Source organism: Bradyrhizobium sp. 27S5 (assembly GCF_037217225.1).
In the GTDB taxonomy this organism is placed as follows: Bacteria; Pseudomonadota; Alphaproteobacteria; order Rhizobiales; family Xanthobacteraceae; genus Bradyrhizobium; species Bradyrhizobium septentrionale.
This window is the reverse complement of the sequence record NZ_CP147714.1, coordinates 9,004,858-9,019,430: the sequence shown is the minus strand read 5'-3', so window position 1 is coordinate 9,019,430 and position 14,573 is coordinate 9,004,858. Positions and strand designations below refer to the sequence as shown.

General features: G+C 65.4%; 12 protein-coding genes. 7 read left to right on the top strand and 5 right to left on the bottom strand.

Features of this window, described 5'->3' with window-relative positions; translation table 11 throughout:
- The first annotated feature begins 125 nt into the window (after window positions 1–125).
- The 3 genes from WDM24_RS42335 to WDM24_RS42325 are packed head-to-tail and all read left to right on the top strand — an operon-like array spanning window position 126 to window position 3,261.
- Window positions 126–1,187 (top strand): type III polyketide synthase, encoded by a 1,062-nt coding sequence (locus WDM24_RS42335; protein ID WP_338829916.1) that lies wholly within the window; start codon window positions 126–128, stop codon window positions 1,185–1,187.
- On the top strand, window positions 1,184–1,696 hold the full coding sequence (locus tag WDM24_RS42330; protein ID WP_338829915.1) for an isoprenylcysteine carboxyl methyltransferase family protein: 513 nt from the start codon (window positions 1,184–1,186) through the stop codon (window positions 1,694–1,696). The genes WDM24_RS42335 and WDM24_RS42330 overlap by 4 nt, the downstream gene beginning before the upstream one ends.
- Entirely contained in the window at window positions 1,693–3,261 is a 1,569-nt protein-coding gene (locus tag WDM24_RS42325; RefSeq protein ID WP_414645659.1) for a DHA2 family efflux MFS transporter permease subunit, read from the top strand. Before WDM24_RS42330 ends, WDM24_RS42325 begins: the two co-directional genes overlap by 4 nt.
- Here WDM24_RS42325 and WDM24_RS42320 read toward each other — a convergent pair.
- The 3 genes from WDM24_RS42320 to WDM24_RS42310 form a co-directional block, all read right to left on the bottom strand.
- Entirely contained in the window at window positions 3,258–4,010 is a 753-nt protein-coding gene (locus WDM24_RS42320) for a sulfate transporter family protein (RefSeq protein ID WP_338829914.1), read from the bottom strand. The genes WDM24_RS42325 and WDM24_RS42320 overlap by 4 nt on opposite strands.
- Before the next feature lie 79 nt (window positions 4,011–4,089).
- Window positions 4,090–5,502, bottom strand: a complete 1,413-nt coding sequence (locus tag WDM24_RS42315) for an MFS transporter (RefSeq protein WP_338829912.1) — start codon at window positions 5,500–5,502, stop codon at window positions 4,090–4,092.
- 208 nt (window positions 5,503–5,710) lie between these two features.
- The gene (locus WDM24_RS42310) at window positions 5,711–6,634 is read right to left on the bottom strand and encodes a LysR family transcriptional regulator (RefSeq protein WP_338829911.1); all 924 of its coding nucleotides are present in this window, start codon (window positions 6,632–6,634) and stop codon (window positions 5,711–5,713) included.
- A gap of 171 nt (window positions 6,635–6,805) precedes the next feature.
- On the opposite strand from WDM24_RS42310, the gene WDM24_RS42305 reads away from it, so the two are divergent.
- Both WDM24_RS42305 and WDM24_RS42300 read left to right on the top strand, forming a co-directional pair.
- The gene (locus tag WDM24_RS42305) at window positions 6,806–7,975 is read left to right on the top strand and encodes a CoA transferase (RefSeq protein ID WP_338829910.1); all 1,170 of its coding nucleotides are present in this window, start codon (window positions 6,806–6,808) and stop codon (window positions 7,973–7,975) included.
- A gap of 7 nt (window positions 7,976–7,982) precedes the next feature.
- Window positions 7,983–8,930: a hydroxymethylglutaryl-CoA lyase gene (locus WDM24_RS42300; protein ID WP_338829909.1), complete on the top strand. Its 948-nt coding sequence runs from the start codon at window positions 7,983–7,985 to the stop codon at window positions 8,928–8,930.
- Window positions 8,931–9,138: 208 nt separating this feature from the next.
- Here WDM24_RS42300 and nikR read toward each other — a convergent pair whose 3' ends face one another.
- Window positions 9,139–9,582, bottom strand: a complete 444-nt coding sequence (nikR, locus tag WDM24_RS42295; RefSeq protein WP_338829908.1) for a nickel-responsive transcriptional regulator NikR — start codon at window positions 9,580–9,582, stop codon at window positions 9,139–9,141.
- A gap of 201 nt (window positions 9,583–9,783) precedes the next feature.
- Between nikR and WDM24_RS42290 the strand changes: the two genes are divergently transcribed.
- A complete protein-coding gene (locus WDM24_RS42290) occupies window positions 9,784–11,928 on the top strand; it encodes a TonB-dependent receptor (RefSeq protein WP_338829907.1) in 2,145 nt (714 codons plus the stop codon).
- Window positions 11,929–11,932: 4 nt separating this feature from the next.
- Here the strand turns inward: WDM24_RS42290 and WDM24_RS42285 are convergent, their stop codons facing one another.
- Window positions 11,933–12,820, bottom strand: a complete 888-nt coding sequence (locus WDM24_RS42285) for a YiiX/YebB-like N1pC/P60 family cysteine hydrolase (protein ID WP_338829906.1) — start codon at window positions 12,818–12,820, stop codon at window positions 11,933–11,935.
- A gap of 198 nt (window positions 12,821–13,018) precedes the next feature.
- Between WDM24_RS42285 and WDM24_RS42280 the strand changes: the two genes are divergently transcribed.
- Window positions 13,019–14,431, top strand: a complete 1,413-nt coding sequence (locus WDM24_RS42280) for an NAD(P)/FAD-dependent oxidoreductase (RefSeq protein ID WP_338829905.1) — start codon at window positions 13,019–13,021, stop codon at window positions 14,429–14,431.
- The last annotated feature ends 142 nt before the right edge of the window (window positions 14,432–14,573 follow it).

Here is a 14,573-nt window from a genome sequence, read left to right as displayed (position 1 = left end):
CGAGGCGGCACTGATATCGCCGGCGGGTCAACTTATAGTGAATGCAGTGCTCTCACCTGTGTGGTGAGCGTCTGAAATATTTTGCTAATCGCGCGGTTCCACACAGCGGGGGAACCGGAGCTACGATGAGCTACAACAGGCAGACGGCCGCGCTTGTCTCCATGGCGACGGCGGTTCCACCGCATCGATTCCATCAGGGACAAGTGCTGCAGGCCGCGCGAAACCTCCTGGCCGACCGCTATCCCGAATTCGAGACGCTCTCCAGCCTGTTCGCCAACACCGGCATTCAGCGTCGCTATGGCGTGAAGCCGATCGAATGGTATCTCGAACGGCGCGGTTGGCCGGAGCGGACGCAAGCCTTTCTCGAGGGTGCGGAGGCGCTGTATGTCGACGTCGCCCGCAAGGCGATCGCCCGCGCCGACCTGACCGGCAGCGACATCGATATCGTGGTGACGGTGTGTTCGACCGGCATCGCCACGCCGACGCTGGATGCGCGCGTCGCCGGCAAGCTTGGGCTGCGAACGGACGTGTCGCGCGTGCCGGTGTTCGGCCTCGGCTGCGCCGGCGGCGTGTCGGGCCTGTCGATCGCATCGAGGCTGGCGGAAGCGCGGCCGGGTGCCAACGTGCTGCTGGTCGCGCTCGAGCTCTGCACGCTCGCGGTTCGGCACGACGAACTCACCAAGGCGAACATCGTTGCCGCCAGCCTGTTCGGCGATGGCGCCGCCGCGATCGTGCTGCGCGCCGGGGACGGCGGGGCGACCCGGATCGAGGCGACCGGCGAAAAGCTGTGGCCTGATACGCTCGACATCATGGGCTGGACGGTCGATCCGGAAGGATTCGGCGTCGTCTTTCAGCGCACCATTCCGGATTTTGTTCGCGACAACCTTGGGCCGGCCGTTGCCGAAATTCTGGCGCGGATGCAGCTGACGGCCGACGATATCGACCGCTTCCTCTGCCATCCCGGCGGCACCAAGGTCATCGCCGCGCTGGAGCGGGCGCTGAAGCTCGATCAGGGCACGCTCGACCACGAACGCGACGTCATCGCCACGTGTGGGAACATGTCGGCCCCGACGGTTCTCTTTGTCCTCGAACGCGCCTGCGCCAAGGGATTGCCGCCCCGCTCGCTGCTCACGGCGCTCGGGCCCGGCTTCACGCTCAGCTGCGTTGCGCTCAGGCACGCGGCGTGAGTTTCGCTTCGATCATCCTTGTGCTGGTCACCTTGCAGCGTCTCGGCGAGCTGGTGCTGGCACGTCGCAACACGGCGCGGCTGCTGGCGCAAGGCGCGATCGAGGTCGGCGCCAATCACTACCCGCTCATTGTGCTGGTGCACGCCGGCTGGCTGATCGCACTGTGGATCTGGGGCCGCGACCAGGATGTCAATCTGGCCGCGCTCGCGGCCTTTCTACTGCTGCAAGGCCTCCGGCTGTGGGTGCTCGCCGCGCTCGGTCCGCGATGGACCACGCGGATCATCGTGCTGCCGGGCGCGCCGCTGGTCGCGTCCGGGCCTTACCGGATCTTCCCGCATCCAAACTATGCCGTCGTCGTCGGTGAAATCGCGCTGCTGCCACTCGCACTGCATCTGCTAGTGTTGGCGCTGATCTTCACCGTGCTCAATCTCGCGGTGCTTGCCATCCGGATTCGCGCCGAGAGCCGCGCGCTCTCCGTCGCCGGCTGGCCGCGCCCAGGCACGCCATGAGCGGCCGGGCGGAGCACTGCACCGACAGCCCATCGGCTGCGACCTGGGCCGGCTTTCTGCTGATGTGCCTCGGCATGTTCATGGCGATCCTCGACATCCAGGTCGTCGCGACCTCGTTGCCGACGATCCAGCGCGCGCTTGCGATCTCGCCGGACGCGATGAGCTGGATCCAGACCGCCTATCTGATCGCGGAGGTGATCGCTATCCCGCTGACCGGATTGTTCACGCATGCGCTGTCGTTGCGATGGCTGTTCGTCATCGCCGTCAGCCTGTTCACCGTCGCGTCCGTCGGCTGCGCCTTCAGCGGCGGCTTTGCCGTGCTGCTGACATTTCGCGTGGTGCAGGGATTTTCCGGCGGCGTGCTGATCCCCGCGGTGTTCTCCGCCGTGTTCATGCTGTTCCCGGCGCGCCTTCATGCGGTGGCCACCACGATTGGCGGCGTCGTCGCGGTGCTTGCACCGACCGTTGGACCCGTCGTCGGCGGCTGGATCACGCAGACCTGGTCGTGGCCGTGGCTGTTCCTGATCAATGTGCTTCCGGGCGCGATTGCGGCCTCGGTTACATCCTTGCTGCTTCCGAAGCAGGGCCTGCATCTCCGCGCGTTCTCCAGGCTGGACGGGTGGTCGCTCGTCCTGCTCGCGGCCGCACTCGCAAGCTTCATGATTGGCCTGAAGGAAGCGCCGCAACGCGGCTGGCTCTCGATGCTTTGCGTGAGCTTGCTGATTGGAAGCATTGCCGGGATGGCGCTGCTGATCCGGCGCACGCTCCGCGCGGCGTATCCGATTGCACAATTGACCCTTTTCAGACGGCGTTCGTTCGCGGCCGGTTGCGCCCTGAGCTTCTGCCTCGGCATCGGCCTCTATGGCTCGACCTATCTGATGCCGGTGTTTCTCGGCTTCGTCCGCCGCCATGATGCCTTCGAGATCGGCAGCATCATGCTGGTCACGGGAGTCGCGCAGCTGATCGCAGCGCCGCTCGCGGCAATCCTCGAGAGCCGCATCGGCGCGCGGTGGTTGACCGGCGCGGGATTCGCCTTGTTCGCGCTCGGTCTCGGCCTCAGCGCGTTTCAGCCCCGCACGGCGGATTTCGACGAGATGTTCTGGCCGCAGATCGTGCGCGGCGTCGCGATCATGTTCTGCCTGCTGCCGCCGACGCGCATTGCGTTGGGCGCGCTGCCGGAGGCGGAGGTTGCCGACGCCAGCGGACTGTTCAACCTGATGCGCAATCTGGGTGGCGCGATCGGGATCGCCCTGATCGACACCATCCTCTACGGGCGAAGCTGGATTTATGGCGAGGATTTCCGTGCCCGCCTGCTGGCCGGCGATGTCAGCGCGGCGCAGGCGATCGGGCTCGATCCGAAGTTGTTGATCGACCGTCTGCCGGGGCCGCCGGATGAAGCGACAATCGCGTTCGTCCGGCCGCTGGTCGAGCGGGCATCGCTCGCGCTCACCGTCAACGAGGCATGGGCGATGCTCGCCTGCGTGGCGATCGTTGGGCTTCTGCTGGTGCCGTTGGCGCGCGATCGGACACCCGCATCACTGCAGGTGCCTCCGGATGCGGCCTAGACCGAGGGCACGTTGCTTCGCCGCGCCGGCTCGATGACCTCGCGCCGGGGACCTGACAGCCGCTTGTACATGTGCACCATGAACGCCATGCCGAACAGCGGCGTCGCCAGATTGACGATCGGGATCGAGACGAAGGCCGCGATGAACAGGCCGGCTGTGAACACGGTCGCCGCATTCTCCTTGCGCATCGCCTTGGCGTCATCAGGCGAGCGGAACCGCATTGCCGCGAGCTCGAAATATTCGCGGCCGAGCAGCCAGGCGGTCGCGATGAAGAAGATGATGAAGCCCGCGCCCGCGAACAGCACGAACGGCAGCGCGACCAGGTAGACCAAAATCGTCAGCAGCGCCGTCTTGACGCCCTCGATCGTGGCGATTGTGACCGGTAGCGCCGTGCCGGGATGGTCGGCCGGATAGTGCTCGCGCTCGACATGGTCGGCGACGCCGTCGACAAACAGGCTCGCCACCAGCGAGGTGATCGCGGGCATCAGGAAGATGCCGCCGAGCACGACGCCGAGCCCTGCCGAGATCGAGATGATCCAGGACAGCACGTGCAGCGTGGAATGGAAGTTGGGGCCGAGTATGCCTTCGGCCCAGAGCTCGCCAGTGTCGGCAAACCAGCTCAGCAGCCGCTGCAAGCCGATCGCCAGCACGGTGATCAGCACCAGCGCAAGCCCGATCGAACGCCACAGGATCGTGCGCATCGGCGGCGACAGGATTTGCGAAAGCGCCTTGACGGCGGCGTCCAACATGACTGGGTTACCTCTGCAGAATGACGAGCGCAGAGGTAGACACCCAATATGGCTTCGGCAAGTGCCGTTTATGTCGCGATCAGGCGTCGAGCGGCTTGCCGCGGACGTTGGGTCCCCAGACACCGACAGCAACGATCACGATGAGCATCGCCGCGGTGATCAGGCCGAACACCCCGCTGACGCCGGCCTCCTTCAACATGAACGCCACGATGAAGCCGGAGAAGGTCGCGCTGAGCCGGCTCATCGAATAGACCAGCCCCGCGGCGCGGGCCCGGATCGCGGTCGGGAATACCTCGGTCTGATAGGCGTGGTAAGCGTAGGACAGCGTCATGTTGGCCCCCGTCACCAGCACGCCGCTGGCGATCAGCAGCACCGGCTCGGTGAGCTGCGCGAACGCCAGGCCGAACACCGAGATCGCGGCGGCCGCGCCGCAAATGATCCATTTGCGCTCGAAGCGGTCGGCAAAGGTCGCGGCCAAGAGCGGCGCCAGCGGATAGGCGAAGGCGATGATGAAGGAATATTGCAGGCTCTTGGTGACGTTGATGCCCTTCTCGACCAGCAGCGCCGGAACCCAGTTGGAAAAGCCGTAGACGCCGAACGCCTGGCAGAAATTGAAGATCATGAACAGCACGACGAGCGAAGCGTAAGGCGGCCTGAACAGGTCGGCGTAGCCGGTCCTGACCGGCGCACGTGCCGGCACCATCGCGACCGTGGGGGCTGGGCGCGGAGCAGCCGCACCCGATGAGGCCTCGAGCGTCCGCATGATTGTCTCGGCCTCGGCAACGCGACCGTGGCGGGCCAGCCAGAGCGGGCTTTCGGGCACGTAGAGCCGCAGCACCCAGATCACCATGCTGGCGGCCGCGCCGATCAGCACCACCCAGCGCCAGCCGTCGATGCCATAAGGCGTGAGCGGCACCAGCCACCATGCAAGTGCTGCGACGATCGGCACCGCCGACAGCATCACCGCCTGGTTGATCGCAAAGGCCCGGCCGCGCATCCAGCTCGGCACCAGCTCGGTGATGTAGGCGTCGATCGTGATGATCTCGATGCCGATCCCGATGCCGGCGATGAAGCGCCACAGCAAGAGGCCGCCGGGGGTGGTCTGGCACGCCATGATGATCGAGGCCGCGCTGTAGAACAACAGTGAATAGGTGAAGACGGCCTTGCGGCCGTAACGATCGGCGAGGAAGCCGAGGCAGAAGGTGCCGATGAAGAGACCTGCGAAGGTCGCGGCGACGAAGGCGCCGATGCCGGAGAAGCCGAAGAAGGCCTGCGTCGTCGTGGTCATCAGCCCGCTGCGGGCGAGGCCCGGCGCGATGTAGCCGGTGAAGAACAGATCGTAGATCTCGAAGCAGCCGCCGAGCGAGAGCAGGATCACCAGCCGCCAGACATAGGCGGAGGTGGGCAACGCCTCGAGCCGCCGCGAAATCCCGTCGGGCCCGGCTGTCGTGTTGGCGAGATCGGCAACCGAGCCGAGTTCGACGGCGCTCATGATGGTCCTCCCCGTATGGTCCAGCGGACGCCCTTCTTGTGAGGTCGTGCCGGTCACGCATGTTTGGCAGCCGGAAGCCAGAAATCCAGACGAACATATCGAAGCAATCGTTCGATATTTTCGATAGCGCTTTTTCCGACGCGCGTTCTTCGCGCGAACCGGTGCCCACCCCGCATCAAGTGCGGGGCAGGCTTCGCTTGAAAGCGCTTTAGATCAGGAGCGTCGCCTCCCACGCGCCGCGCCCGACCTGTTCGGCGATCAGGGAGCGGATCAGCCGGCACATCTCCTCCATGACATAGGTCATCGGCCGGTTGCGCAGGCGGCACAGATAGAGCGTGCGGCTCAGCTTGGGTTCGATCACCTCGCGTGCGACCAGCGCGCCTGCCTGCAACGGCTCTCTCACGAAGTGCGTCGTCGCGATCGTGCAGCCGAGGCCCGCGGTCAAGGCGCCGATCATGCCGCTGGTCGAATTGAGATGCAGGATGGCGTTGGCCTCCAGCCGCTTCAGCGGCACGGGGTCGTCCAGCAGGGCGCGGGCCGACAGCCCGTGCCGGAGCAGGATCAGCGGCAGCTGGGCCACCTGCTCGAACGTGATCGGTCCCTTCTTGCCGATCAATTTCTCGGTACCGACGCAGAACATCTGCTCCTCCAGCACCGGCTCGGCGATCAGATCCTTTTCCGAGGGCGGATTGTAGACCAGCGCCAGGTCGACCTCCGAGCTCATCAAATGCAGCAGTGTCGCGCCCGAGAGACTTTCGGTCAGCGCCAGCTTCAGGTTCGGATACTTCGTCAGCACCGTCCGCATCAACGGCACGCCGATCGCCTTCATCCCGGAATTGGCCATGCCGATCGAGATCTCACCGGCAATCGCGCTGCCGCCTTCCTTGATCTCGCGCTCGGCCGCCGCCAACGCGCGCAGGATGATGCGGGCGTGCTCATAGAGCCGCTCGCCCGCCGCGGTCGGTTCCATGCCGCGCGGCTTGCGCTCGAACAGCGGCGTGGCGAATTCCGCCTCGAGATTGGCGATGTGATGGCTCAGCGCCGATTGCGCGACATTGGCCTGATCCGCCGCCCGCGACAGGTTGCGCTGCTCGTAAACCGCGATGAAATAGCGAAGCTGGCGCGAATCCATGGGGGCTTAGCGTTCTAGAACCGCGAATACACTATTCGACAGATTATATTTTTCAGATAGCGTGCGGAAGCCTAACCTGCGCCGATAGCAAAGCGTTTTCGAGCGAAGTGGGTACCGGTTCGCGTGAAGAAAACGCGTCAGAACAAGAGCGCAACGAGCACGGAGAAACCGATGACCGGGAGCGGACTGCCGCTGGAAGGCGTGAGGGTCGTCGAGATGACCCACATGGTGATGGGCCCGACCTGCGGGATGATCCTGGCGCAACTCGGCGCCGAGGTGATCAAGGTCGAGCCTCCCGCCGGCGACAAGACCCGCTCGCTCGGCGGCATGGGCGTCTCGTTCTTCCCGCTGTTCAACCGCGGCAAGCGCAGCGTCGTGCTGGATTTCGCCAAGCCTGAGGACCGCGACACGATGCACCGGCTGCTCGCCGGCGCCGACGTGTTCCTGGAGAACTTTCGCGACGGCCAGCTCGACAAGCAGGGTCTTGGCGCCGAGGAGCTGCGCAAAAAATATCCGCATCTGATCATTGCCGGCCACAAGGGCTTTCTGTCGGGCCCTTACGATCATCGCCCGGCGCTCGACGAGGTCGTGCAGATGATGTCGGGGCTCGCGGCGATGACCGGCACAAGCGACAAGCCGCAGCGCGTCGGTTCCTCCGCCAACGACATCATGGGCGGCATGTTCGGGGTGATCTCGATCCTCGCCGCGCTCTACCAGAAGCGGGGCGGCAACAGGAACGGCGCCGATATTCGTATCGGCCTGTTCGAGAACTGCCTGTTCCTGGTCGCCCAGCACATGGTCGAGTACGAGATGACCGGGCGCAAGCCGCGCTCGATGCCGGAGCGCGAGCATGCCTGGCCGATCTACGACATCTTCGATGCCGCCGGCGGCGATCGCATCTTCATCGGGGTCGTCACCGAAGGTCATTGGCAGAGCTTCTGCCGCGAGTTTGGCCTGACGGAATTCGCCGACGATCCGACGCTGCGCTCCACCACGGACCGCATCATGGCGCGCGACCGGATCATTCCGCGTGTCGCCGAGGTGATCAAAGGCTGGAACGTAGCCGATCTGTCGGCCAGGCTCGACGCGCTCAACATCTGCTTCTCGCCGATCAATCGGCCGGAGGATCTGTTGCGGGATCCGCATGTGCTGCGGCCCGGCGGGCTCGTCAACAATTTGAACGCCGACGGCAAGCCGTTCCGCGTCCCCGCATTGCCGGTCGAATGGAACGGCAGCAATATCGGCGAAGGATTGAGAGTGCCGGTGCTTGGCGCCGACACCGACGCGGTGCGCGCCGAGCTCGCACAACAAAAGATTTCATCAACCGGAAACGCTGCGTGAGGCTGACATGACCCGCGTCCACGATATCTATCCCAACGACAAGGTAACCTTGCGCGAAGTCGGCCTGCGCGACGGTCTGCAACTGGTGAAGAAATTCCCGTCGACCGCGGCGAAGCAGCGCTGGGTGCGCGACGAATATGCCGCGGGCGTCCGGCATTTCGAGGTCGGTTCGTTCCTGCCGGCAAGAACCTTTCCGCAGTTCGTCGATGTCCGCGACGTCGTCACGACCATTGCCGCGCTGCCCGGCGCGCACGGCGTCGCGCTGGCGCTGAACGAGCGCGGCGTCAACGAGGCGCTGGCCTCCGGCGTCGCCGAGATCGCCTCCGTGGTGTCGGCGACCGAGGAGCACAGCCAGGCCAATGCCAACCGCTCGCGTGAATCCGCGATCGAGAACGTCAAGCGGCTCTGCGAGCTGCGCGACGCCAGCGCGCACAAGCCCGTGGTCAATGCCGCGATCTCGATGGCGCTGGGCTGCTCGATCGTCGGTGCCGTCGATCCCAGGGAGGTGCTGCGCCTCACCGAGAAGCTGTACGAGGCCGGCGTCGACATGGTCGCGATTGCCGATACCGTCGGCTATGCCGGGCCGAAGCAGGTCGGCGAGCTGACGCGGGGCGCGGTGAAGATCGCCGGATCGAAGCCGGTCTGCGTCCACCTGCATGACACCCGCGGCATGGGCATCGCCAACGCTTCCGCCGCGCTCGACGAAGGCGCCCGGGTGCTCGACGGTTCGCTGGGCGGCCTCGGCGGCTGCCCGTTCGCGCCGGGCGCCACAGGCAATGTCGTGTTCGAGGATCTCGTCTTCCTCTGCGAGAGCAAGGGATTTCCGACCGGCATCGATCTCGACCGGCTGGTCGCGGTGCGCGCAATCCTGAAATCCGAGATGCCGGGCGAAGCGCTCTATGGCGGTCTCGCCCGCGCCGGCCTCCCGGGCGGCACCAAGGCGAGGGCGGCGTAGCTGTTCTTCTCCCTCGCCCCGCTCTTGCGGGGAGAGGGTCGGGGTGAGGGGCTCTCTCTGAGAGCGATATCATTGGATAGACCTGTACCCCCTTACCCGGATTGCATCTGGCGATGCGACATAGCCGAAGCATAGCTTCGGCGTTCTTTGGGACGGCCGCCGGAGGCGGCCTACGCCTCTCCCCGCAAGCGGGGCGAGGTAAGCACTTTCAATCATGCGTGTGCTTGTGCCCGCGCTTGCCCGGCTTCTTGTCCGCCGCGGTCGGGATCATCACGACGCGGCCGTAACGCACGCCGCGTTCGGCGATGATGTGATCGGCGAAATGCCGGACCTCGCCGCTGGCGCCCTTCAGCGCCGTCACCTCCATGCAGCTGTCGTCGTCGAGATGGACATGCAGCGTCGCCAGCGACAGGTCGTGATGGCCGTGGAAATTCTGCACCAGCCGCTTCGACAGGTCGCGTGCGGCGTGATCATAGACATAGACCAGCGCCGCGACGCATTGCCCTGACGGCGCCTCCTCCGCGCTCTGCTGCAGGCCGGCGCGCGCAAGGTCGCGGATCATCTCGGAGCGGTTCTGATAGCCGCGCGCCTCTGCGGCCGCGTCGATCTCCGCGAGCAGATCGTCCTCGATGGTGATGGTGATGCGTTGCATGGACTATCCGTGTTGGCGGGCCGCCGCGGCGGTATGACATTTTTCTTGTAAGGTCATACTGTGCTTGCTAGCGTCGCTTCGCCGGGTTGGTTGGAGCTGGTGCGGTCGTCGCGTGACTGTAGCAGGTATCATGCGGGGGCATGGGCGTTGCGTCGGACTGTATGGCGGATATTTCCCGCCGCCGCATCCATTGCAGCCTTTGTGCCCGCTGCCGTAGCGCAGACCGTCGGCGCGCCCGGCCAGTTGCCGCCGGTGACGGTGACGTCCCCCGATCAGGTGAAGCCCAAGCGTGCCAGGCCGGTTCAGCGTCCGCACCATGTCGCTGCCAGCGGCCGCAAGCCGGCCGCGCCGCAGCCGAGCCAGTCCACCTCTGCGGCAAGCGGCGTCACCGGCGGCTCCGCAACGGTGTCTTCCAGCCTGCAGCCGACCGCAGCCAGCGCGCGGCAGATCAGCGGCGACGAAGTGAATGCACGGCCGGTCTCGCGCGTCGGCGAAGTTCTGGAGGCGGTGCCGGGCCTGATCGTCACCCAGCATTCCGGCGAAGGCAAAGCCAACCAGTATTTCTTGCGCGGCTTCAATCTCGATCACGGAACCGATCTTGCCATCACCGTCGACGGCATGCCGGTCAACATGCCGACCCACGGTCACGGCCAGGGCTATGCCGACATCAACTTCCTGATCCCGGAGCTGATCCAGTCGATGGATGTCCGCAAGGGCCCCTACTACGCCGACAAGGGCGACTTCGCCTCCGCCGGCGCCGTCGACATCAACTATCTGAGCAGGCTGCCGAAGAACATCGTGGAGCTGACCGCCGGCAGCTTCGGCTATCAGCGCGCGATGGCCGCGGGCTCGACCAAGGTCGGTGACGGCACGCTGCTGGCGGCTTTCGAGGCCAACAAATATAACGGCCCGTGGGCCGTACCCGACGACATCCGCAAGCTGAACGGGGTGCTGCGCTACAGCCAGGGCACCGCGACTGACGGCTTCTCGCTGACCGCGATGGCCTATTCCAACGGCTGGAATTCGACCGACCAGGTGGCGCAGCGCGCCATCGACCAAGGCCTGATCGGCCGCTACGGCTCGCTCAATCCGACCGACGGCGGCACCTCGAGCCGCTTCAGCCTGTCGGGCAATTGGGCGCAGTCCAGCGAGTACGGGCAGACCAAGGCCAACGCCTATGTGATCCGCTCCTCGTTGCAGCTCTACAACGACTTCACCTATTTTCTCGATGATCCCGTCAATGGCGACCAGTTCAGCCAGACCGACAGGCGCACCGTCTATGGCTTCGATGCCAGCCACGCCGTCGATATCCGCATCGCCGGCATCGACACCCAGACGCGGGTCGGCGTGCAGACCCGTTACGACGACATCAATGTCGGCCTGTTCAAGACTGCGCAACGCGAGATCCTCTCCACCGTGCGCAACGACGAGGTGCAGGAGGGCAATGTCGGGCTGTGGGCCGATACCACCGCGCGCTGGACCGACTGGCTGCGCACCACGGTCGGCATCCGCGAGGATTATTTCGCCGGCCACGTGCTGAGCGACACGCCGCAGAATTCCGGCAACGCGCACGCGGCGATGACGAGCCCGAAGGCCGGCATCGTGCTCGGTCCCTGGGCCAAGACCGAGTTCTACGGCAATGCCGGCTTCGGCCTGCACTCCAATGATATCCGCGGTGCGACCATCACGGTCGATCCCAACGACAAGGTCACGCCGCTCGATCGCGTGCCGCTGCTGGTACGCTCGAAGGGCGCCGAGCTCGGCATCCGTACCAGGGCGGTCGACGGCCTGACCTCGTCGCTCGCGGTGTTCGTGCTCGACTTCGATTCCGAATTGCTGTTCGTCGGCGATGCCGGCACCACCGAGCCGAGCCGGCCGAGCCGGCGCGTCGGCGTCGAGTGGACCAACCAATACAGGCTCTCGCCGTGGATGAGTCTCGATTTCGACCTCGCCTATACCCGCGCGCGCTTCACGGATTATGATCCGGTGGGCAACTTCATTCCCGGCGCGCCGGCCTGGGTCGCCAGCGGCGGCGTTACTTTCGGCCGCGAGAGCGGCTGGTTCGGCAGCCTGCGCGCCCGTTATTTCGGCCGGCGCCCGCTGATCGAGGATGACAGCGTCCGTTCGCTGTCGTCGTTCATCGTCAACGCCCGCGCCGGCTACAAATTCGACAACGGGATGCGGCTGCAGCTCGACGCCTTCAATCTCTTCAACGCACAGACCAACCAGATCGAATATTACTATCTGTCGCGGCTGCCGGGCGAACCGATCGACGGCGTCGCCGACCGCCATGTGCATCCCGCCGAACCGCTTGCCGTGAGGCTGACGCTGGCGGCGACGTTCTGAACGCTCAGCCCGGCGTGGGCTCCGCGGTGATCACTTCCGCAGCCGCAGCCGGAAGCGTCGCCTCTTCGTCAATCGCTTCAGGAACAAGCGGCGGCGACTTAGATTCTGGAAACACACTGAATTCGCCCGCTACCTCCTGGAGCGGCTTCTGCTTGTCGGCCCAGTGCAGGGCCGTGTAGTCGAAACCGTGCACGATGGTGGGTTTGACGACTTCGAAATAGGGCGAGATGTCGAAGTCGCGCGGCATGTAGAGCGAGGAATCGCGGATATGCAGGATCTCGCGGCGCGCCTTTCGGCTGGCGGCGCGCGTGATCTTGGGCAGGATCGGATAGCGCACGGCGTCGAACGCCTGCGCGATCAGCGCCGAGCAGATGATCTTGGTCGGATCGCCGGAGCCGAACGCGATCATGCGGCGGCGCCAGCGCTGCGGGATCGGCAGCGGAAACAAGAAGCGCGCGAGATCGACGATGTTCTTGGTGTCGTAGCCGAAGCCGATCCGGTTGATCGCGTAGCGGCACACCGTGGTGCGGTCCTCGAATGACAGGCCGACCGGACGGCAGAGGCGGGTGTGATAGGACAGATATTTCGAAAGCGGCGCCGAGGTCACGCCCTCGCCGATATTGGCCTCGATCAGCACATGCTGTTCGCCGTCAGGCTCGAACGCACCGTCGATCGGTCCGACAAAGAGTGCGGCGTGCGACCAGGTCGATTGCGTGAGGTATTTGATGATGCCGGAAATCCGGTTGTTGCCTTCGACCAGCAGCACATCGCCGGGCTGCATGATGCCCCGCAGATGGTCCGGGTCGCTCGGCGTGAACGGCTCGTAACCGGGGACTTCCTTCTGCAGGTACCCCGCGATCCATTTACCGACGGTATCGAGCATTAAGCCCATGGATTCCCCCCAGCGGTTCTACGACCGCTTGTGTTGGCTTAATCATGGTCGCAAGCCGTTGCAATTTAGTTCATGCCATCAGCGGATCAATCATGATTGATTTACCATGATGGTTGCTGCGGTCGGTGAGATACGGCACAGTTCGTGAAGCGTTCCCGTTTTCTGCAAGTCCCCGGAAACCATGCTCGAAGCTATGTCATGACAGTGACCCGCCGCGATTTCCTGTCGGCGTCCGCAGCTCTCGCGCTGGCGCCCGCGCTGGGCGGCCGGGTGCTTGCCGCGCCGCCGCCGCGCGAGGCCGACATCGTCGTGATCGGCGCGGGTGCCGCGGGCATTGCCGCGGCGCGGAGGATCGCCGCCGCCAACCGCAAGGTGATCGTGGTGGAGGCGTCCGGCCAGGTCGGCGGGCGCTGCCAGACCGATGCATCGACATTCGGCGTGCCGTTCGACCGTGGCGCGCGCTGGATGCACAATCCCGAGACCAATCCGATGATCCGGCTGGCGCGCTCGGCGGGCCTTGACATCGTCACGGCGCCCGCAGGTCAGAAGATTCGCATCGGCCGGCGCTACGCCCGCCCGGGCGAGACCGAGGAATTCCTGGCGGCGCTGGTCCGCGCCAACCGCGCCGTCGACGACGCGTCGCGCAAGGCCGATATTGCCTGCGCCGCGGCGATGCCGAAGGATCTCGGCGATTGGGCCGGCACCGCTGAATTCCTGCTCGGCGCCAATTTCAGCGGCAAGGATCTGAAGGACCTCTCTGCCGTCGACAAGGTGCGCGCGCAGGATCGCAACACCGCGATTGCTTGCCGGCAGGGGCTCGGCACGCTGATCGCCAAGTTTGCCGAGCAGCTGCCGATGGTGCTCTCGACGCCGGCGCAGCGCATCCTGTGGAGCAATCGCGACGTGATGGTCGAGACGCCCACAGGCAAGATCACCGCGCGCGCCGCCATCGTCACCGTCTCGAGCAATGTGCTTGCGAGCGGCAATATCAAGTTTGCGCCGGAACTTCCGAAGCGCGCGCTCGATGCCGCGGCCAAGCTCAGCCTCGGCAGCTATGATCGCATCGCGTTGCAGCTCCCTGGCAATCCGCTCGGACTGTCGCGCGACGACGTCATTATCGAGCAGAGCAATTCGACGAGGACGGCGCTGCTCTACGGCAACATCGCGGGATCCTCGCTGTGCACGATCGACGTCGCGGGGTCCTTCGGTCGCGATCTGTCGGCGCAGGGCGAGAAGGCAATGTCCGCCTTCGCGGTGGAATGGCTGACCAAGCTCTATGGCAGCGAGGTCGGCGCCGCGGTGAAGCAGACCAGCGCGACGCGCTGGAATGCATCGCCCTTCATCCTCGGCGCGATGTCGGCAGCAGTGCCCGGCGCGCAATTCTCCCGCAAGATCCTGACCGAGCCGATCGGCGCGATGTATCTCGCCGGCGAAGCCACCCATGAGACGCTGTGGGGCACCGTCGATGGCGCCTGGGACAGCGGCGAGCGCGCTGCCGACGCCGCACTGCGCCGGATCGGCGCGCTGAAGGATGCGGCGCCGGAGCCAGCAGCGCCGGTCGCAAAACAGAAGCGCCGCGCGCCGCATCGATCCGCCGGGCCGATGAATTGATGGGCGGATGAGATTGGACATCGCGGGCCGCGGTGGGATAGGTTCTCGATTCAAGATCTCAAACACGCGGTGTCATCACCCGCGCATGCGGGTGATCCAGTATTCCAGAGGCGCCGGTGCTTGAATCGAGAGGCCGCGGCGT